This is a genomic window from Methylobacterium tarhaniae, assembly GCF_001043955.1.
Lineage (GTDB): Bacteria > Pseudomonadota > Alphaproteobacteria > Rhizobiales > Beijerinckiaceae > Methylobacterium > Methylobacterium tarhaniae.
The window spans coordinates 1-18,268 of sequence record NZ_LABZ01000052.1 but is presented as its reverse complement, the minus strand read 5'-3'; the positions used below and the strand labels follow the sequence as shown (position 1 = coordinate 18,268).

General features: G+C 71.0%; 15 protein-coding genes. 5 read left to right on the top strand and 10 right to left on the bottom strand.

Annotation, left to right across the window (positions count from 1 at the left end):
• Positions 1-10: 10 nt before the first annotated feature.
• A complete protein-coding gene (locus tag VQ03_RS08450) occupies positions 11-718 on the bottom strand; it encodes a hypothetical protein (protein ID WP_157064021.1) in 708 nt (235 codons plus the stop codon).
• A gap of 418 nt (positions 719-1,136) precedes the next feature.
• On the opposite strand from VQ03_RS08450, the gene VQ03_RS08445 reads away from it, so the two are divergent.
• From VQ03_RS08445 to VQ03_RS08435, 3 genes are all read left to right on the top strand, one after another.
• Complete coding sequence (locus tag VQ03_RS08445; RefSeq protein ID WP_048450441.1) at positions 1,137-1,961, top strand: FAD binding domain-containing protein; 825 nt, start codon at positions 1,137-1,139, stop codon at positions 1,959-1,961.
• Positions 1,958-4,699 carry a molybdopterin-dependent oxidoreductase gene (locus VQ03_RS08440; RefSeq protein ID WP_048450440.1) on the top strand — a complete coding sequence of 914 codons (2,742 nt, stop codon included), beginning with the start codon at positions 1,958-1,960 and terminating at the stop codon, positions 4,697-4,699. The genes VQ03_RS08445 and VQ03_RS08440 overlap by 4 nt, the downstream gene beginning before the upstream one ends.
• A gap of 71 nt (positions 4,700-4,770) precedes the next feature.
• Positions 4,771-6,126 (top strand): NCS2 family permease, encoded by a 1,356-nt coding sequence (locus VQ03_RS08435; RefSeq protein ID WP_048450439.1) that lies wholly within the window; start codon positions 4,771-4,773, stop codon positions 6,124-6,126.
• A gap of 240 nt (positions 6,127-6,366) precedes the next feature.
• Here VQ03_RS08435 and lexA read toward each other — a convergent pair whose 3' ends face one another.
• From lexA to VQ03_RS08415, 4 genes are all read right to left on the bottom strand, one after another.
• Entirely contained in the window at positions 6,367-7,104 is a 738-nt protein-coding gene (gene lexA / locus VQ03_RS08430) for a transcriptional repressor LexA (protein WP_048450438.1), read from the bottom strand.
• Between the two features lie 221 nt (positions 7,105-7,325).
• On the bottom strand, positions 7,326-10,115 hold the full coding sequence (gene uvrB, locus VQ03_RS08425) for an excinuclease ABC subunit UvrB (protein WP_048450437.1): 2,790 nt from the start codon (positions 10,113-10,115) through the stop codon (positions 7,326-7,328).
• A gap of 86 nt (positions 10,116-10,201) precedes the next feature.
• Positions 10,202-11,281 carry a PAS domain-containing protein gene (locus tag VQ03_RS08420; RefSeq protein ID WP_083467857.1) on the bottom strand — a complete coding sequence of 360 codons (1,080 nt, stop codon included), beginning with the start codon at positions 11,279-11,281 and terminating at the stop codon, positions 10,202-10,204.
• Entirely contained in the window at positions 11,278-12,255 is a 978-nt protein-coding gene (locus VQ03_RS08415) for a LysR family transcriptional regulator (RefSeq protein ID WP_083467856.1), read from the bottom strand. The genes VQ03_RS08420 and VQ03_RS08415 overlap by 4 nt, the downstream gene beginning before the upstream one ends.
• A 116-nt stretch (positions 12,256-12,371) precedes the next feature.
• Between VQ03_RS08415 and VQ03_RS08410 the strand changes: the two genes are divergently transcribed.
• Positions 12,372-12,869: a VOC family protein gene (locus tag VQ03_RS08410; protein WP_048450436.1), complete on the top strand. Its 498-nt coding sequence runs from the start codon at positions 12,372-12,374 to the stop codon at positions 12,867-12,869.
• Positions 12,870-13,333: 464 nt separating this feature from the next.
• Here VQ03_RS08410 and VQ03_RS08405 read toward each other — a convergent pair whose 3' ends face one another.
• Positions 13,334-13,597, bottom strand: a complete 264-nt coding sequence (locus tag VQ03_RS08405; protein ID WP_048450435.1) for a DUF3297 family protein — start codon at positions 13,595-13,597, stop codon at positions 13,334-13,336.
• Positions 13,598-13,961: 364 nt separating this feature from the next.
• On the opposite strand from VQ03_RS08405, the gene VQ03_RS08400 reads away from it, so the two are divergent.
• Positions 13,962-14,288, top strand: coding sequence for a hypothetical protein (locus VQ03_RS08400; protein WP_208605487.1), 327 nt, complete (start codon positions 13,962-13,964; stop codon positions 14,286-14,288).
• Positions 14,289-14,752: 464 nt separating this feature from the next.
• Here VQ03_RS08400 and VQ03_RS08395 read toward each other — a convergent pair whose 3' ends face one another.
• The 4 genes from VQ03_RS08395 to VQ03_RS08380 form a co-directional block, all read right to left on the bottom strand.
• Entirely contained in the window at positions 14,753-15,253 is a 501-nt protein-coding gene (locus VQ03_RS08395; protein ID WP_048450434.1) for a nucleoside deaminase, read from the bottom strand.
• A 21-nt stretch (positions 15,254-15,274) separates the two neighbouring features.
• Complete coding sequence (locus VQ03_RS08390) at positions 15,275-16,216, bottom strand: antibiotic biosynthesis monooxygenase (RefSeq protein WP_048450433.1); 942 nt, start codon at positions 16,214-16,216, stop codon at positions 15,275-15,277.
• Positions 16,217-16,429: 213 nt separating this feature from the next.
• Positions 16,430-16,819, bottom strand: coding sequence for a hypothetical protein (locus VQ03_RS08385; protein ID WP_048450432.1), 390 nt, complete (start codon positions 16,817-16,819; stop codon positions 16,430-16,432).
• Positions 16,819-18,268: GMC family oxidoreductase (locus tag VQ03_RS08380; RefSeq protein WP_048450431.1), on the bottom strand; the 1,450-nt coding region annotated here is incomplete at its 5' end. The genes VQ03_RS08380 and VQ03_RS08385, both read right to left, overlap by 1 nt.

The following is an 18,268-nucleotide window of genomic DNA, read 5'->3' as shown; positions in this document are numbered from 1 at the left end:
GCGGTACGGATCAGGCGACTGGCTGGCCGGCCGGCTGAGCGGCCGGCTGGGCGTCCATGAACCACGGCTTCACCCCGACGCCGCGGCGCAGCGAGTACATGTAGAAGACCGGCATCGTGGCCGGGAACAGGTCGCGGAACTCGCTGCCGTTGAAGGTGACGAACACCGCCTCCGGGAAGGCCGCCGCGACGGCGCGCTTCTCGACCATGTTCATGCGGTGGTAGTCGAGGGCGCCCTGCTCGGTGGAGCCCTCGCCGCGGTACCACTTGGCCGCGCAGGCGATCAGGCTCGCCAGGATCTCGCCCGTCGGCTCCTCCTGCGGCGTGTCCGCGCCGATCTCGCGGGCGAAGGCGACGACGTCGCTGAGCCGGGTGCTGGCGAAGCCGCGGGCCTGCGCGGCGGCATCGATGGCGCCGAAATAGGCATCCGCCGCCTCGGCCGGATGCCCGTTCAGCGAGGCATGGGTATCGGTGAAGATCAGCCGGAAGAGCGCCCCCGGCGCGTAGACCTGGCGCACCCGCTCGGCGAGCTGGCCGAGATAGTCGAGGCAGGCGAGATCGGGCGCGGCGATCCCGGTCCGCGGACCCTTGCCCCAGTACTGCACGAATTCGAGCGGTCGCCCGGCCCGGGCCGCCGCCTCGACCACCGGCACCAGCCGCTCCGGGTTTCCGGGCTGTTCCCGCTTGAACGCCCAGGTGTTAAACGACTTGATAATCAACTCAGGATTGAATTTCGCCGTCCTGTCCTCGTCCTTGCGGATTTTCTTCCCAGTCTTCGGCAGATCAACTGCTCGCGCCGCCGATTGTATGGCGCTCGCTTCCCTGGGATACCCCGGCTGCATTGTCTTTGTCCCCATCTCGGGCGACAACGTAAAGCCGGAAGTAAACTTTTCTAGAGCGGGCATGACGGCGACCTGTTCATCGTCCGGGATGCGCGATAAGTGGGTTAACGACTTGCTAAAGTCAATCGATTTGCTAACAAATAGTTAACGGGTTTGCACACCCGATCTTTCGCCGGCTCGCGGCCGCGACGCGGCCGATGGCGCGGGCCGCCCGGGGCGTCGGGCCTACCGCGCTGGACGCGATCTTGCCTTAAGGTCGTGGGTACCCAGTCCGGGGAGGCGCGCGGGAAGGCTCATGGACCTCGACAGCATCACGGAGGTGGTGGCGCCCCGCACCCGCGCGGCGCTGCCGGCTTGGCGGCCGGGCGACGCCTGGCTCGCCGGCGGGACCTGGCTCTTCTCCGAGCCGCAGGACGGGATCGGCCGGCTGATCGATCTGCCCTCCCTCGGCTGGGAGCCCCATGCGGTGACGGAGCAGGGCCTGCAGATCGGCGCGACCTGCACGATCGCGGCCCTCGGCCGGCTCGAGCTGCCGACGGCCTTCAGCGCCGCACCGCTCATCGGCCGGTGCTGCCGGGCGCTCCTCGGCTCGTTCAAGGTCTGGAACGCCGCCACCGTGGGCGGCAACCTCTGCCTGGCGCTCCCGGCCGGGCCGATGATCGCGCTGGCGGTCGCCCTCGACGGCGAGTGCCTGATCTGGACGCCCGAGGGCGGCGAGCGGCGCCTGCCCGTCCGCGACCTGGTGCGCGGGCCGCAGGAGACGGCGCTCGCGCCCGGGGAGATCCTGCGCCGGATCGACTTGCCGGCGGCGGCTTTCCGGCGGCGCACCGCCTTCCGGCGCCTCTCGCTCAGCCCCAACGGCCGCTCCGGCGCCCTGGTGATCGCGACGCTCGACCCCGCCGGCGCCTTCGCCCTGACGGTGACGGCCGCGACCCGGCGCCCGGTGCGGATCGACCGTCCGGGCCTGCCCGGGGCCGCAGACCTCGCGGCGGCCCTCGCCGCGGCGATTCCGGACGGGCTCTGGTACGACGACGTCCACGGCGCGCCGGACTGGCGGCGCCACGTCACCGGGCTCCTCGCCGAGGAGGCACGGGCCGAACTCGGGGGAGGCGGCGCATGAGACTGACGGTCAACGGGACGGAGCACGAGGTCACCCCCCGGGCAGGGCAGTGCCTGCGCACCCTGCTGCGGGAGCTCGGCTGGTTCGGCGTCAAGAAAGGCTGCGACGCCGGCGATTGCGGCGCCTGCACGGTGCATGTCGACGGCGAGCCGCTGCATTCCTGCCTGGTACCGGCCTTCCGGGCGGCGGAGCGGAGCATCACCACGGTCGAGGGACTGGGCGGCCCCTGCTCGCCGCGGGACGGCGTGCCCGCCGCCCTCCACCCGGTTCAGGCGGCCTTCGTCGCCGCGCAGGGGTTCCAGTGCGGCTTCTGCACCCCCGGCATGGTGATGACGGCAGCCGCCCTCGACCAGGGCCAGCGGCAGGACCTGCCGGCAGCGCTGAAGGGCAACCTCTGCCGCTGCACCGGCTACCGGTCGATCGCGGACGCGATCGCGGGCGCCGAGGGATCGGCCGGGTCGTCCTGCGAGCACAATCCGCCGGCCCCGGCCAGCACGGCGATCGTCAGCGGCCGGGCGCGCTACACCCTGGACCTCGACCTGCCGGGCGCCCTGCACCTGAAGGTGCTGCGCTCGCCCCACGCCCATGCGCGGGTGCTGCGCATCGACGCCGAGGCCGCCCTGGCCCTGCCCGGGGTGGTGCGGGTGCTCACCCACGCGGACGCGCCGGACCGCCTCTTCTCCACCGCCCGGCACCAGAACCCGGCCGACGACGCCAGCGACACCCGGGTGCTCGACTCGGTGATGCGCTTCGTCGGCCAGCGCGTCGCGGCCGTCATCGCCGAGAGCGAGGGGGCGGCGGAGGCCGGCTGCCGGGCGCTCCGCGTCGAATACGAGGTGCTGCCGGCCTGCCTCGATCCCGAGCAGGCGCTGACCCCCGACGCCCCCCCGGTCCACGGCGCGCGGCCGACGGGCGAGGACGCGCCGCCCTTGCATCCCCATCCCAACCTTGCCGCCGAGGCGCATGGCGAGATCGGCGACGTCGCCGCGGGCCTCGCGGCGGCCGACGTGGTGCACGAGGGAACCTACCGCTCGCAGCGGATCCAGCACGCCCATCTGGAAACCCATGCGGCCTTGGGCTGGCGCGATCCGGACGGGCGCCTCGTCATCCGCTCCAGCACCCAGGTGCCGTTCCTCACCCGCGACGCCCTCTGCGCCCTGTTCGATCTTCCTCGCGAAGAGGTCCGGGTCGAGTGCGGCCGGGTCGGCGGCGGCTTCGGCGGCAAGCAGGAGATGCTGACCGAGGATCTGGTGGCGCTCGCCGTGATGGCGACCGGCCGGCCGGTGCGCTGGGAGCTGACCCGCACCGAGCAGTTCACCGCCACCACGACCCGCCACCCGATGCGGGTGCGGGTGCGCCTCGGGGCGCGGACCGACGGCACCCTGACGGCGATCGACCTCCAGGTGCTGTCGAATACCGGCGCCTACGGCAACCATGCCGGCGGCGTGCTGCATCACGGCTGCAACGAGGTGATCGCGGTCTATCGCTGCCCGAACAAGCGGGTCGACGGCCATGCGGTCCACACCCACACCCTGCCGGCGGGCGCCTTTCGCGGATACGGGTTGAGCCAGACCATCTTCGCGGTCGAATCTGCCATGGACGAGCTCGCCCGCGCGCTGAACCTCGACCCCTTCGAGTTGCGGCGGCGCAACATGGTCCGGCCCGGCGACCCGATGGTCTCGACGAGCCTGGAGCCGCACGACGTGCGATACGGCAGCTACGGCCTCGACCAGTGCCTCGACGCGGTCTCGGCGGCCCTGTCCGTTCCCCCTCCCCCGGCCCCGCCGGGCTGGCGCACGGGGTCCGGCATGGCCCTGTCGATGATCGACACCATTCCGCCCCGGGGCCACTTCGCCGAGGCCCGCATCGCCCTCGACGGCGACGGGCGCTACACCTTGAGCGTCGGCACGGTGGAGTTCGGCAACGGCACCTCGACGGTGCACGGCCAGATCGCCGCGCAGGCCCTGGGCACAACCCCGGACCGGATCGGCTTGCGGCAGGGCGATACCGACGCGGTCGGGCACGATACCGGCGCCTATGGCAGCACCGGCATCGTGGTGGCGGGCCAGGCGACCTTACGCGCCGCCGAGGCCCTCGCCGATGCCTTGCGCGGGCGCGCCGCCGCCCGCCTCGGCGTCGATCCCGCCGCCTGCCGCCTCGACGGCGACGCCGTCACGGCGGGGGAGGCGCGGGTGGCGCTCGCCGATCTCGGCCCCGCGGACGCGATGGGGCACGCCGACGGCACGCCGCGCTCGGTGGCGTTCAACGTCCAGGGCTTCCAGGTCGCGGTGCATCCGGGAACGGGCGAGCTGCGCATCCTGCGCAGCGTCCACGCCGCCGATGCCGGCCGGGTGATGAACCCGGTGCAGTGCCGCGGCCAGATCGAGGGCGGCGTCGCCCAGGCGCTCGGCGCCGCGCTCTACGAGGACCTGGCGGTGGATGCAGGGGGACGGGTCGCGACCCCGTCCTTCCGCACCTACCACATCCCGGCCATCGCCGACGTGCCGCGCACCGAGGTGATCTTCGCCGACACCCATGACGGAATCGGGCCGCTCGGCGCCAAGTCGATGAGCGAGAGCCCGTTCAACCCCGTCGCGGCGGCCCTGGGCAACGCCATCCGGGACGCGACCGGCGCGCGGCTGACCGCGACGCCGTTCGCGCCCGACCGGATCTACCGGCAGGTCGACGACGCGGCCCGGAGCGGTGAGGCGGACTTGCAGGGCGCGAGCCTGCCTTAGCGTGTTTCTTGCACCATTGTGGTCATCGCCGAACCGGTGACCACTTCGGCGAATGATGCTGAGGAGGAGCGATGGACCTGAAGCGCGACGACGGTCTGACCCGGCCGGTCGGACCTCCTCGAGGTGGAATCCTGGAGCGCACCTTCGCGCTCTCGGCCCACGGCACGACCGTGCGTACGGAAATGCTCGCCGGGCTGACCACCTTCCTGACGATGGCCTACATCGTCTTCGTCAATCCCAACATCCTCGGCGATGCCGGGATGCCGAAGGGGGCGGTGTTCGTCGCCACCTGCCTCGTCGCGGCGATCGGATCGCTGGTGATGGCGTTCTACGCCAATTATCCGATCGCGCTCGCCCCCGGCATGGGGCTCAACGCCTATTTCGCCTACGTGGTGGTGCTCCAGATGGGCTACACTTGGCAGGCGGCGCTCGGAGCGGTGTTCATCTCCGGCCTGTGCTTCATGGCCGTCACGTTGACAGGCCTGCGCCGGATCATCGTCGAGGGCATTCCCCGATCGATGCGCATCGCCATCACGGTCGGCATCGGGCTCTTCCTGGCGATCATCGCGTTGAAGAGCGCCGGCGTGGTGGCGGCGAGCCCGGCGACCTTCGTCACCCTCGGCGACCTGCACAAGCCGAGCACGGTGCTGGCGGTTTTGGGCTTCCTGATCGTCGCGGTGCTCTCGGTGCGCAAGGTGCGCGGCGCCCTGCTCGCCGGCATCCTGACCGTCACGGCCCTCAGCTTCATCGTCGCCGACAACACCTTCCAGGGCGTCGCCTCGCTGCCGCCCTCGATCGCCCCGACCCTGTTCGCCCTCGACATCAAGGGCGCCCTGTCGGGTGGCCTGCTCAACGTGATCCTGGTGTTCTTCCTGGTCGAGCTGTTCGACGCCACCGGCACGCTGATGGGCGTCGCCAACCGGGCGGGGCTCCTCACCGAGGGCAAGATGGAGCGCCTCGACAAGGCGCTGATGGCGGATTCGTCCTCGATCTTCGTCGGCTCGCTCCTCGGCACGTCGAGCACCACGGCGTATCTCGAGAGCGCGTCCGGCGTCGAGGAGGGGGGCCGCACCGGGCTCACCGCCGCCACGGTGGCGGTGCTGTTCCTCGCCTGCCTGTTCTTCGCACCGCTCGCCGGCTCGGTCCCGGCCTACGCCACGGCGCCGGCCCTGTTCTACGTCGCCTGCCTGATGCTGCACGAGCTGGTCGATCTCGACTGGGACGACCTGACCGAGGTGCTGCCGGCCTGCGTGACGGCGCTCTTGATGCCCTTCACCTACTCGATCGCCAACGGCGTCGCCTTCGGCTTCATCACCTACGCGGTGATCAAGCTGCTCACCGGGCGGTTCCGCGACGTGAAGCCGGTGGTGTGGGTGATCGCCGGGGTGTTCCTGTTCAAGTTCGTGGCGACGGGGAGCGCGCACTGAAGAGTGCAACGCCGCCCTGAACCCTCCCCCCTCTGCGGGGGAGGGTGCCCCGCTGCGAGTGCGAAGCACTCATGTGCGGGGCGGGAGAGGGGACGACGTTTCCGGAAATGACTGAACCGTTCTGAAGGGCGCCAAGCCCTGAAGCGTCGCGCTGCCCCTCTCCCGGCCCCTGCTGACGCAGGGGCCACCCTCCCCCGCAGAGGGGGGAGGGTTGAGCGAGGCGCCAATTCCTGAATCGATTCAGTACTTCCGCACCAGGCTCACCAGCCGCCCCTGGATCCGCACCCGGTCCGGCCCGAGCACCCGGGTCTCGTAGGCCGGATTGGCGGCTTCGAGCGCGATGGACGAGCCGCGGCGGCGCAGACGCTTGAGGGTCGCCTCCTCGTCGTCGATCAGCGCCACCACGATGTCGCCGGTATTGGCGGTCTCCTGGCGGCGGATCACCACGAGGTCGCCATCGAGGATGCCGGCCTCGATCATCGAGTCGCCGCGCACCTCCAGGGCGTAATGCTCGCCGCTGGCGAGGAAGTCCGGCGACATCGCCACCGAGCGGCTCTGGCTCTGGATCGCCGAGATCGGCGTACCGGCAGCGATCCGGCCCATGACCGGCACGCTGACCGACTGGCCGTTCTCGTCCGGCGCCGTCGCCGTCGCGGGAATGCCGGCGGGGCGCTTGGGCTCGTGGGCGCGCCCGCCCTCGACCACGCTGGGGTTGAACCGCACCACCTCGGCACTCGGCCCGGTCGCCGCCGGCCCGGCCACCGCGTCGGGCAGCCGGATCACCTCGATCGCCCGGGCCCGGTTCGGCAGGCGGCGCAGGAAGCCCCGCTCCTCCAGGGCCGTGATGAGGCGGTGGATGCCCGATTTCGACTTGAGGTCGAGGGCGTCCTTCATCTCGTCGAAGGACGGGGGGACGCCCGTCTCGCGCATTCTCTGCTGAATGAAGCGGAGCAGGTCCAACTGCTTACGCGTGAGCATGTGACACTCTCATCCCCGCGCTGGCGCGCTCCGGAAACAAATCGCGAACATGGTAAGCGTTCCGCAAGTGTTCCGCAAGCGGCTTCGACAAAGCGGCGCGGGGCGGCAGCAACGGGTGTGATAGACCAGGATTTCGCGGGCCGCGGCGGCGATGAGATCCGGCACCGGGCGGGAGCGCGACCGGCGCGGGACTGTCCGCCGCGCCGGCTTGGACCCGCGCCTCAGCCCCGCCCCTTGCGACCCTTGTATTTCGGCCGCTGTCCCGGGAAGCCCTGCGTCGAGCGGCCGGTCGGGCGCTCGGCATAGGAGAACGGCACTTCGCGGTCGGTCCCCGGGCCCATGTCGTCGAGGTCGGGCTCGCGGATGCGGGTGCCCTCGTCGGAAGTGCCCTTGCCGCCCGGGCCATAGCCAAGGGGCTCCGGGCCGCGCCGCTTGCGCTTGGCGCCGAAGCGACCGGCCTCGCGCTCGACATCCGCTTGTTCGGCCATCGGGTCGTCGGCGATGGCGAGCTCGGTCGCCTGGAGCCGCTTGAGCTCGTCGCGCAGGCGCGCCGCCTCCTCGAAGTCGAGATCGGCGGCGGCCGCCCGCATCCGCTTCTCGAGGTCGGCCATCACCGCCTTGAGGTTGTGGCCCACCGTGACGGCGGACTTGGCCAGCCCCGTATCGACCTGGACGTGGTCGCGCTCGTAGACGCTCTCCAGGATGTCGGAGATGTTGCGCTTCACGCTCTGGGGCGTGATGCCGTGCTCCTCGTTATAGGCGAGTTGCTTCTTGCGCCGGCGCTCGGTCTCCGCCATCGCCCGCTCCATCGAGCCGGTGATCTGGTCGGCGTAGAGGATGCAGCGGGCGTCGGCGTTGCGGGCGGCCCGCCCGATGGTCTGGATCAGCGAGGTCTCGGAGCGCAGAAAACCTTCCTTGTCGGCGTCGAGGATGCCGACCAGTGCGCATTCCGGGATGTCGAGGCCCTCGCGCAAGAGGTTGATGCCGATCAGGACGTCGAAGGCGCCGAGCCGCAGGTCGCGGATGATCTCGATGCGTTCCAGCGTGTCGATGTCGGAATGCATGTAGCGCACCCGTACGCCGTTCTCGTGCAGGTACTCGGTCAGGTCCTCGGCCATGCGCTTGGTGAGGGTGGTCACCAGCGTCCGGTAGCCGGCGGCGGCGACCTCCTTCACCTCGCCCAACAGGTCGTCGACCTGGGAGCGGGCCGGGCGCACCTCGATCACCGGGTCGACGAGGCCGGTCGGGCGGATGACCTGCTCGGCGAAGACGCCGCCGGTCTGCTCCAGCTCCCACTTCGCCGGCGTCGCCGAGACGTGGATCGATTGCGGGCGCATCGCGTCCCATTCCTCGAACCGCAACGGGCGGTTGTCGAGGCAGGAGGGCAGCCGGAAGCCGTATTCGGCCAGCGTCGCCTTGCGGCGGAAGTCGCCCCGGTACATGCCGCCGATCTGCGAGACCGTGACGTGGCTCTCGTCGGTGAAGACCAGCGCGTTGTCGGGCAGGTACTCGAACAGGGTCGGCGGCGGCTCGCCGGGCTTGCGGCCGGTGAGGTAGCGCGAATAGTTCTCGATGCCGTTGCAGGCCCCCGTCGCCTCGATCATCTCGAGGTCGAAGGTGCAGCGCTGCTCCAGGCGCTGCGCCTCGATCAGCCGGCCCATCCGGGTCAGCTCCTCGACCCGCCACTTCAGCTCGTCCTTGATGCCCTTGACCGCTTGCTGGAGGGTCGGGCGCGGCGTCACGTAGTGGCTGTTGGCGTAGACCTTGACGAACTTGAGCGTGTTGATCGTCTTCCCGGTGAGCGGATCGAATTCCGAGATCGACTCGATCTCGTCGCCGAACAGGCCGATGCGCCAGCCGCGGTCTTCCAAGTGGGCCGGCCACAGCTCGATCACGTCGCCGCGCACCCGGAAGGTGCCGCGGGCGAAATCGGACTGGATGCGCTTGTATTGCAGGGCCACCAGGTCGGCGACCAGCTGGCGCTGCTCGATCTTCTCGCCGAGGCTGACGGTGAACGACATCGCCGTATAGGTCTCGACCGAGCCGATGCCGTAGATGCACGAGACCGAGGCGACGATGATGACGTCGTCGCGCTCCAGGAGCGCGCGGGTGGCGGAGTGGCGCATCCGGTCGATCTGCTCGTTGATCGACGATTCCTTCTCGATGAAGGTGTCGGACCGCGGCACATAGGCCTCTGGCTGGTAATAATCGTAGTACGAGACGAAGTATTCCACCGCGTTGTCGGGGAAGAACGCCTTGAACTCGCCGTAGAGCTGCGCCGCCAGGGTCTTGTTGGGGGCGAGGATCAGGGCCGGGCGCTGGGTCTCCTCGATGACCTTGGCCATCGTGAAGGTCTTTCCGGAGCCGGTCACGCCGAGGAGCACTTGGTCGCGCTCCTGACCCTTCACGCCGGCGACAAGCTCGGCGATCGCCCGCGGCTGGTCGCCGGCCGGCGTGAACTCGGATTTCAGCCGGAACGGGACGCCGCCCTCGGATTTCTGCGGCCGTTCCGGGCGGTGCGGCCGCCACAGCTCGCCGTTCTTGAACAGCGGGTTGCCCTCGGTGAGGAGCTTGGTCAGCGCGTCGACCGTCGCCGAGACGCCCTCGCTCGCCAGCGACCCGCGCTCCTCCACCGCCTCGCCGTCCGGCTCGCGCAGGCCGAGCGCCTGGGCGAGAGCAGGCTCGACATCGGCGGCCGTGCCGTGCGCGAAGGCGGCCTGCGGCGCCTCGCCGAAGCCGCCCGGGGCCTCGGCCCGCCTGGCCTTGCGGGCGGGCTTGGCCTCGGCCGCATTCTTGGCCTCGGCCGCATTCTTGGCCACGACCGCATTCTTGGCCGCGTCCTTGCGCGGGCGCCCCCGCTTCGGCGGCTCGGGCGGCGGCGGCTCCACGGCGGGCAGGCGGTCGCGGTTCAGCGCCGGGTTCAGCAACTCGGCGAGGAACGGGTCCAGCGGCTTCAGCTCGGGCTTGGAGGCCTTGCCGGTCGACAGGCGGGGCTTCTTCGGGGCGGGCATGCGCATGATATGGCAAGCCCTGCCGGGGCCGGAAAGGGCCCGCGTGATCGCATCCCGGTGACCGCATCGCCGTCACCGCATCGCCGTCACCGCATCTTGGCGACCGCCAGGGTGTCGCCCTCGACGAGCACGAAGCCGATGCCGGCCCGGCGCAGGGCCTCGATCGCGGCGTGGCGGCTGCGCGCGCCGTCGCAGCCCTCCTCCAGGCGCCGGATGGTCGAGAGCGAGAGGCCGCTGGCCGCGGCGAGATCGGCCATCGACCAGTCGAGGAGGCCGCGGGCGGCGCGCAGATGCGCGCCCTGGATGGCCTGCTCCAGGCCGCGCCGCGCCGCGCCCGTGGGCACTACCGGCCGGACCCCGTCGATCCGGCAATTGAAGCTGGCCCAGGTCTCGATCCGCCCGTCGGCGTCGCGCACCGGGACGAAGGCGCCCCGGAACAGCCCGCTCTCGCCGCTCGCGAGGGCCAGGCGGTGCTCGACCACGAAGGGGCGCCCGGCGGCGATCCGCGCCAGGGCGGTGTCGCGACCCCGCAGGCGTTCCTCCGGCACCAGGATCCGGGTCCAGTCGTCGTGGAACTCCTGCTGGGTCAGGCCGGTGAGGCTGAGGAGCTCGCGCGAGGCGATGCGCAAGGAGTCCGAGTAGGGCGAGGCATGGGTCCAGGCCTGCACCTGCTCGAACAGCACCCGCCGGCGGCGCTGCTCCTCGCGGTGCAGCCCGGCCAGGTGCTCGGCGTCGGTCACGTCCAGCACCACGCCGGCCACGGCGCGGGGCCGCCCCTCGGGGGTGAAATAGACCGTGCCGCGGCTCTCCAGCACCCGCAGCGACCCGTTCGGCCGGATCACCCGGACGGTGTGGTCGTTGAAGACCCCGTCCCGCATCACCTGGGCGTTGTCCTCGACGAGCGGCCGGTCCTCCGGATGGACGAGGCTCAGGAACAGCTCGAAATCCGGCCGCACCGAGCCCGGCTCGAAGCCGAGCAGCCGGAACAGGCCCGGAGACCAGGCCCGCTCGTTGGTCGCGAAGGTCCAGGTCCAGCTGCCGGTCAGGCCGTGGGCTTCGACCAGGCGGAGGAAATCCCGGTCCGGGAAGGCCAGGGTGTCCGAGATGGCGTCGGCCCGGGACGGCCAGCCCCTCGGCAGGACGCGGAGCGGCACGCGCGCGTTCATGCCGACCTCGCGAGCGGCCGCCGCCCGGTGGCTTCCGAGATGCCGCCGGCCGCGGGCAGCGGCTGGTCAGCGCCGAGCGGAGCGGGCAGATCACGGTCCCAGGGCGGGTCGGCGAAGCGGCCGGCCACGAACTCGACAAGGGCCCTGACCTTCGCGGGGGCGCGGCGGCGCGAGGGCATCACGGCGTGGATCGGCAGGGACGGGATGTCTCCGAGATCGAGCGCGACCAGACTGCCCCGGCACAGGGCGTCGCCGACCAGGAAGGTCGGCTGGTAGATCACCCCGAGCCCGGCGGCGGCGGCGGCCACCAGGGCGGCGCCGTTCGAGGCGCGCAGCGAGCCCTCGACCGCGACGGTGGTGCCCTCGAAGCGCCAGCCGTCGCTGCTCGCCAGCGTGTAGCCGAGGCAGTTATGCTGGCCGAGATCCTCGGGTCGCCGCGGCCGGCCGTTTGCGGCCAGGTAGGACGGCGCGGCGCAGACCCGCATCCGGCACGGGGCGAGGAACCGGGCGACCAGGCTCGAATCCCGCATGTGGCCGACCCGGAGCGCCAGGTCCCAGCCCTCCTCGATCAGGTCGACCGGCCGGTCGTTGAGGCCCAGCTCGACGGTCAGCGCCGGATAGGCCTGCCCGAACTCCGCCAGGATCGGGGCGACCTGCAAGACCCCGAACGAGACCGGCACGTTGAGCCGCAGAGTGCCGCGAGGCTCGGCCGCCTCTGCGCCGGCCTCCGCCTCGGCCTCGTCGATCTCGGCGAGGATGCGCTCGCAGGCCTCGAGGTAGCGCCGGCCGGCCTCGGTCAGGGTCAGGCGGCGGGTGCTACGGTGCAGGAGCCTGGCGCCGAGCCGGTCCTCGAGGGCGGCGACGTGCTTGGTGACCCCGCTCTGCGACAGGCCGAGCGCCCGGGCTGCCGCCGAGAAGCTGCCGGTCGCGGCGACGCGCACGAAGATCTGCATTCCGGTCAGCCGGTCGGGCACGGCTCGATCTCACTCTGGGCGTGTGAAGTGATGATATGAGATGCCGGATTTCCGGACATTCTCAAACGATGCAGTCTGCGCAGGCCGCCGGATGTGCGCCGCCAGAGGAGAGAGACATGACCGACCCGATCGACCCGCGCACCCGCATCGGGCATGTCCACCTGCGGGTGGCGGATCTCGACCGGGCGCTCGGCTTCTATTGCAGGGTGCTCGGCTTCACGCTGATGCAGCGCTACGGCACCCAGGCCGCCTTCGTGTCGGCCGGCGGCTACCATCACCATATCGGTCTCAACACCTGGGACAGCGCGGGCGGCGCACCGCCGCCGCCCGGCAGCACCGGGCTCTACCACGTGGCGATCCTCTACCCGACCCGGGCGGCGCTCGCCGACGCCCTCGCGCGTCTCGACACCGCCGAGATCCCGCTCACCGGCGCGAGCGACCACGGCGTCAGCGAGGCGCTCTACCTCGACGATCCGGACCGCAACGGGGTGGAGCTGTACCGGGACCGGCCCGAAGCCGAGTGGCCGCGGGACGAGGCCGGCGGGCTGCAGATGGTGACCCGCCGCCTCGATCTCGCCGCCCTGCGGGCGGAGGGTGCCGCCCGCTCCCCCTGATCCCGGTTCCGGACGATCGCTTCCGCAACCGATATCACAAGCCTCCGCGGCGGAGCCTCTGGCTCCACACATCCGGGCGAAGCCGAAATCCGCCTTGCGAAAGCGATCATGGGGGGATCGCCCGAAGCCATCGGTCGCATGTCGTAAGGCGATCCGCAGGCCGTCATGCGTCCAGGCTGGATCCGGCCGATCGCCCGGGCGCGGCTCCGCCGTCTGAGGGCTCGCAGTTCCGTCCGGGCTCCGCGCGCGACCTGCCGATCGCGACGACCGCGACGCCTGCGCCGATCGAGATCGGCTCATCGCTGCGGGGCGCCGAACGCCCCGGCCACGACACTCGGCCAGCCTCGTCGCCGTCCGGGCCGCCCCGACGGCGCTCCCCCTCGCCGCAACGGTGTCGGGAGAGCAGGCCTGAGGGGCCCCGAGCCCCCGGCAGGCGGCGCGCAGGGGTCCGGCACCCGCGCCCGCTACCCGGCGTCGGTCGCGCCGGCCTCGGCGCTGCGGAAATACGGCTCGACCGGACCCTTCAGCTTCACGGTCATCGGATTGCCGAACCGGTCGCGGGCGTTGCCGGCGGCGAGCCGCACCCAGCCCTCGCTCACGCAATACTCCTCGACATTGGTCTTCTCGACGCCCTTGAAGCGCACGCCGACGCCGCGCTCGAGCAGGGCGGCGTCGTGGAAGGGGCTGCGCGGATCGGTGCTGAGGCGGTCGGGCGGGGTGTCGGTCATCGGTCTCGAGCCTTTGTCTTGAGCCTGCGAGGATCGGTGGGTGCCCCAGGTAGCCGCTCCCGACGCCGCTGCCAATCCGCTTCGGCCCCTCCCGCAGTCTGGAACTTACATAATTCAGAACACAATATAGACGGATCGCCACAAGATAGAAATCCTCCAATATTTCACGATGATCTTGCGAATGCGGAAGGCCTGCTGCATTGAAGGCGGGCCGATCCCCGGCATGATCCGAAATGGAGGCCTCGATGGCGCGAGCGCTGATCCTGATTCACGGTTGCGCGGGTCTGATTCGCGAAGGATGGCCTCCCGTCGGCCTGTCCTTCGAACGCCTGATCGGCCTGATCAGCGAGCCGGGGAGTGCGCGATGACCTTCCACCAGCGCGAGCGGCAGATGGCCGAGGCCGAGGCGCGGGGGCAGGCCGCCCTGGAGCAGGCCCTGACGCTGGCTTTCTGGGACGCCCTGGAGAGAGGTCCGCTGCCGCCGATGGCGGCGCTCGAAGCGGCGGCCCGCACGGTCGGCACCCTCTATCGCCAGATCGCCTCCCTGCACGGCCCGGCGCCCCGCTGCGGCTGCGGCTGGCAGCCCGAGCCCGACGAGGACCTGATCCGGCTCGAAGCGATGCTCGCCGCCGCCCTGATCGAGCGGCCCCGGCCGAGGCTGGCCGACATGCCGGTCGCAGGGCGGGCGTGACAGCGAGTCGGCGGACGCCTCCGCTTCACGACGGCGATCCACGGGCGTACCGCGCGGGCGGGCCCGCCATGGCAAGTCGCCCTCTTTCCCGGACGACTGGGGCTGAAGCAAAAATAACTAAAGAACGGCACACGGTCGCGGGTCGTGTGCCGTTCTGGATTGATGATTTTGCCGTATCGTCCCACGAACCGGTATCCGCCTCGTCGGGCAATGCTCTGGAAGCCAGCACCACATCCGCGCAGCGTCCGCCTTCCTGCGACGGAGGCAAGGCGCCGCCGCTTCATCGCGACTTCCCCGCCTTCCGGCTCTCCCCCCGCCGACGCTCCGGTCGTTCGGGAACGGGAGGGGCTTGCGCTTGACCCTGCGCGATAGGGAGCGTTCGCCACCCCTTTTGATGTGCCGCCGGTTTGTGCTGAAAACCAGCGGCGGTTCTTTCAAAAACGGCAGCGTTTCGGCTCACGCCATCAATACGGAACGCGATCGTCCTTGTCGTGGTACTTCTTCCAGACCTCGACGGCCTCGGCGCGCATCATCTGGCGGGTCGGGATCGAGCGCTCGCCCACCGGCTTCTTCAGCTCGCCGTAGATCATGCTGTCGTCGAAATCGCCGTAGCGCAGCGCGTCCTCGTTCGTCGAGGCGTAGTAGATCGTCTTGATGCCGGCCCAATAGGCCGCCGCCATGCACATCGGACAGGGCTCGGCGCTGGTATAGAGGGTGGCGTCGCGCAGCTTGAAGCTGCCTTGCGCCTTGCAGGCCTTGCGGATCGCGTCGATCTCGCCGTGCCAGGTCGGATCGTTCTCGGCGACCACGCGGTTCGCGCCCTCGGCCAGGATCTTGCCGTCCTGCACGATCACGCTGCCGAACACCCCGCCGGCGCTGTCGATGAGCGAGGTCTTCTCGGACAGCGCGATGGCCCGCGCCATGAAGGCCTTGTCGTCGTCGGTGATCGTCTTGTCGTCGCTCATCTCGGGTTCCTTTTCTCGCCTCTAGGGCAGGACGGTGAACAGGGCGATCTCGGCCGCGTACAGGCCCAGCATGACGCAGGCGCCGAGAAACTCAATGCGCCGGCGCCGGTTCGGCGCCGGAGTGAGCCACCAGCCGAGGGCGGCGGTGGCGAGGCCCATCAGCAGCCAGGAGACCAAGGACACGCTGATCGCGTTGCCGATGAAGGTCGCGACGGCCGTCGGCAGCCCGGCGGTGAGCGGGCTGAGGAAGCGGATCTCCAGCATCACCACCGGAAACAGCACGAGCAGCACCAGGGCCGTCTGCTTCCAGGCCGGCGGAGCGGCACCGCCCTCCTCCGGGAACCAGCCGGCGAAGGGGGCGGCGAGCCTCCGGCTGGTCCAGGTCGCGACCGCCGGATCGGCCTGGCGGAGCAGCGCCTGGCGCTCGGGCGAGCCGAGCCAGGCATCGAGCTGGGCCGGCGTCGCGAAGCGCACGAGCGTCGTCCAGTAGGGGATCTGCGGCGGCAGGGGCGCCTGGACGAGCGTTCCCGCATAGCCGGGGAACTGCGCCTGCGCGGCCTGCGCCGCCTCGGCCCAGGCGCGGAAGGCCGGCTCCCGCCCGGGCTCCACCCGCGTGGCGATCACCTCGGTCACGCAGGCGAGGTCGTGGAAGTCGGGGGCCGCCTCGTCCGGGGCGGCGGGGTGGTCGGGATGGAGCAGGGGCGCGAGCGTCGTCAGGCACGCCGCCCTGGCCGGGCCGTCGCGCCAGGCCGCGAGTGCCGCCGCATCGCGGAAGCGCTGCACCACGTGCCAGTCCGACGCCTCGGGAGCGACCGGAGCCACCTCCAGGCTGACGAAGCCCGGCGCCTCGCCGGCCGCCCGGGTCAGGGCAGCCTGCCATCGTGCGAAGTCGCCCTCCGCGCCCGAGCGCAGATGAACCCGCGTGACGATCGCGGTCACATGCGCGTGGCTGGTTGAAATCATGGGCAAGGGCCGCCGACGGGAAGTGCCGGCACGATGCACAGCGGCCCCTTACCAGCGCCCTAACAGGACCGAATTGAATTCTTCCCGAGAGTTCTACTTCGCATCTTGCCTAATGATTGCCCCCGGCGGCATCTGTTTTGGCCTTGGTTGGCCGGGAGCCGACCCCGGATGCGCCTCCCCGGCATCCGGGATCGCGGAGAGCCCGGGCCGCCGTCAGCGTGGCGCCGTGCCGTCCGGCCGGTTCGACGGCATCCCGCCCGGAGCGTCCGGGTAGGCGGTGCTCGGCACCGGGCCGGCCTGGCCGACCGAGCTGCTCGGCGCCGCGGTGCGGCTCGCATCGGCCGCGCCGGAAGGGCCGGGCGCCGCCGGGCACGGGCCGGACCCCGCGCAGGCGGCATGGTCGGTCGCGACCGAGCGGCCCTCCCGCTCGGCCGCCGGCGTCCCGCCCGGGCTGTCCGGATAGGCCGCGGCGCCGCCGGGCTGGCGCGGCGGGGCGGCCGGGGTCGGCGAGCCTTGGGCCAAGGCGATCCCGGTGAAGGCGCCCGGCGCGAGGAGGGGGCCCGCGGAGAGGGCCGCGAGCAGGGGCAGGACGAGGACGCGCATCAGATGTCCCGCCTTTGCATCGCACCGGCGATATGGTCGGCCTGGCGCAGGGCGAGCGCCACGATGGTCAAGGTCGGGTTGCAGGCCGCCCCGGAGGTGAACTGGCTGCCGTCGGAGACGAACAGGTTCTTCACGTCGTGGGTTTGGCCGAACTTGTTCAGCACCCCGTCCCGCGGCTTCGCGCTCATCCGGTTGGTGCCCATGTTGTGGGTGCTCGGATAGGGCGTGACCGGATAGGTGACCGTGGCGCCGACCGCCTCGTAGATCGCCGCGCCCTGCTTGTAGGCGTGGTTGCGCATCGCGACGTCGTTGGGGTGGTCGTCGTAATGCACGCTCGCCACCGGCATGCCGTGCTTGTCCTTGACCGTCGGGTCGAGGGTGATGCGGTTCGTCTCCTGCGGCATGTCCTCGCCGACGAGCCACATCCCGGCCATGCGCGGATACTGCTCCATGGCGCTGGTGAAGGAGCGGCCCCAGGCGCCGGGATTGAGGAAGGCCGCCATGAACGGCACGCCCAGGGAGACGGTCTCCATCTCGTAGCCGCCGGAGAAGCCGCGCCGGGGATCGTGGTGCGCCTCGTCCCGGACGATGCCCGCCATGGTGGTGCCGCGATACATGTGCACCGACTTCTCGAATACGCCGTAGACGCTGCCGGTCATGTGCCGCATGTAGTTGCGGCCGACCTGTCCCGACGAGTTGGCGAGCCCGTCCGGGAACATCGACGAGGCGCTGTTGAGGAGCAGCCGTGGGCTCTCGATCGAGTTGCCGGCCACCGCGACGATGCGGGCCTTCTGGCGCTGCAGCCTGCCTTCCGCGTCGGCATAGACGACCCCCGTCACCTTGCCGGAGGCGTCGTGCTCGATACGCAGCGCCATGCAGTTCGGGCGGACCTCCAGGTTGCCGGTCTCCTCGCCGCGGGGAATCTCGGCGATCAGCGTCGACCACTTCGCCCCCGACTTGCAGCCCTGGAAGCAGAAGCCGATCTGCTGGCAGGATCCGCGGTCGTGGCGCTCCTCGCTGTTGATCGCCATCCGGCCGGTATGGACCTCCTTGTAGCCGACGCGGCGGGCGCCGGCCTCCAGCACCTTGAAGTTGTTGTTGCCTGGCAGGCCCGGGATGCCGTTGGTGCGGGTCACGCCCATCCGGTCCTCGGCCTTCTCGTACCAGGGATCGAGCTCGGCCCGGGTGATCGGCCAGTCGAGGAGGTTGGCGCCCGGCATTGCGCCGTAATGGTCGCGGATGCGGAATTCGTGCTCCTCGAAGCGCAAGGACGCGCCGGCCCAGTGCACCGTGGAGCCGCCGACCGCCTTGACGATCCAGGCCGGCAGGTTGGGGAAGTCCCGCGCCACCCGCCACGAGCCCGAGGTGGTGCGCATGTCGGTCCAGGCGAGCTGAGCGAAGCTCGCCCACTCGTCGTTGACGAAATCCTCCATGTTGTGGCGGGCGCCC

Coding starts and splice junctions, on each gene's coding strand:
- VQ03_RS08395 (WP_048450434.1), bottom strand. CDS start 15,253: ATGAGCGACGACAAGACGATCACCGACGACGACAAGGCCTTCATGGCG.
- VQ03_RS08400 (WP_208605487.1), top strand. CDS start 13,962: ATGACCTTCCACCAGCGCGAGCGGCAGATGGCCGAGGCCGAGGCGCGG.
- VQ03_RS08405 (WP_048450435.1), bottom strand. CDS start 13,597: ATGACCGACACCCCGCCCGACCGCCTCAGCACCGATCCGCGCAGCCCC.
- uvrB (WP_048450437.1), bottom strand. CDS start 10,115: ATGCCCGCCCCGAAGAAGCCCCGCCTGTCGACCGGCAAGGCCTCCAAG.
- VQ03_RS08385 (WP_048450432.1), bottom strand. CDS start 16,819: ATGCGCGTCCTCGTCCTGCCCCTGCTCGCGGCCCTCTCCGCGGGCCCC.
- VQ03_RS08390 (WP_048450433.1), bottom strand. CDS start 16,216: ATGATTTCAACCAGCCACGCGCATGTGACCGCGATCGTCACGCGGGTT.
- VQ03_RS08420 (WP_083467857.1), bottom strand. CDS start 11,281: ATGAACGCGCGCGTGCCGCTCCGCGTCCTGCCGAGGGGCTGGCCGTCC.
- VQ03_RS08445 (WP_048450441.1), top strand. CDS start 1,137: ATGGACCTCGACAGCATCACGGAGGTGGTGGCGCCCCGCACCCGCGCG.
- VQ03_RS08435 (WP_048450439.1), top strand. CDS start 4,771: ATGGACCTGAAGCGCGACGACGGTCTGACCCGGCCGGTCGGACCTCCT.
- VQ03_RS08440 (WP_048450440.1), top strand. CDS start 1,958: ATGAGACTGACGGTCAACGGGACGGAGCACGAGGTCACCCCCCGGGCA.
- VQ03_RS08410 (WP_048450436.1), top strand. CDS start 12,372: ATGACCGACCCGATCGACCCGCGCACCCGCATCGGGCATGTCCACCTG.
- lexA (WP_048450438.1), bottom strand. CDS start 7,104: ATGCTCACGCGTAAGCAGTTGGACCTGCTCCGCTTCATTCAGCAGAGA.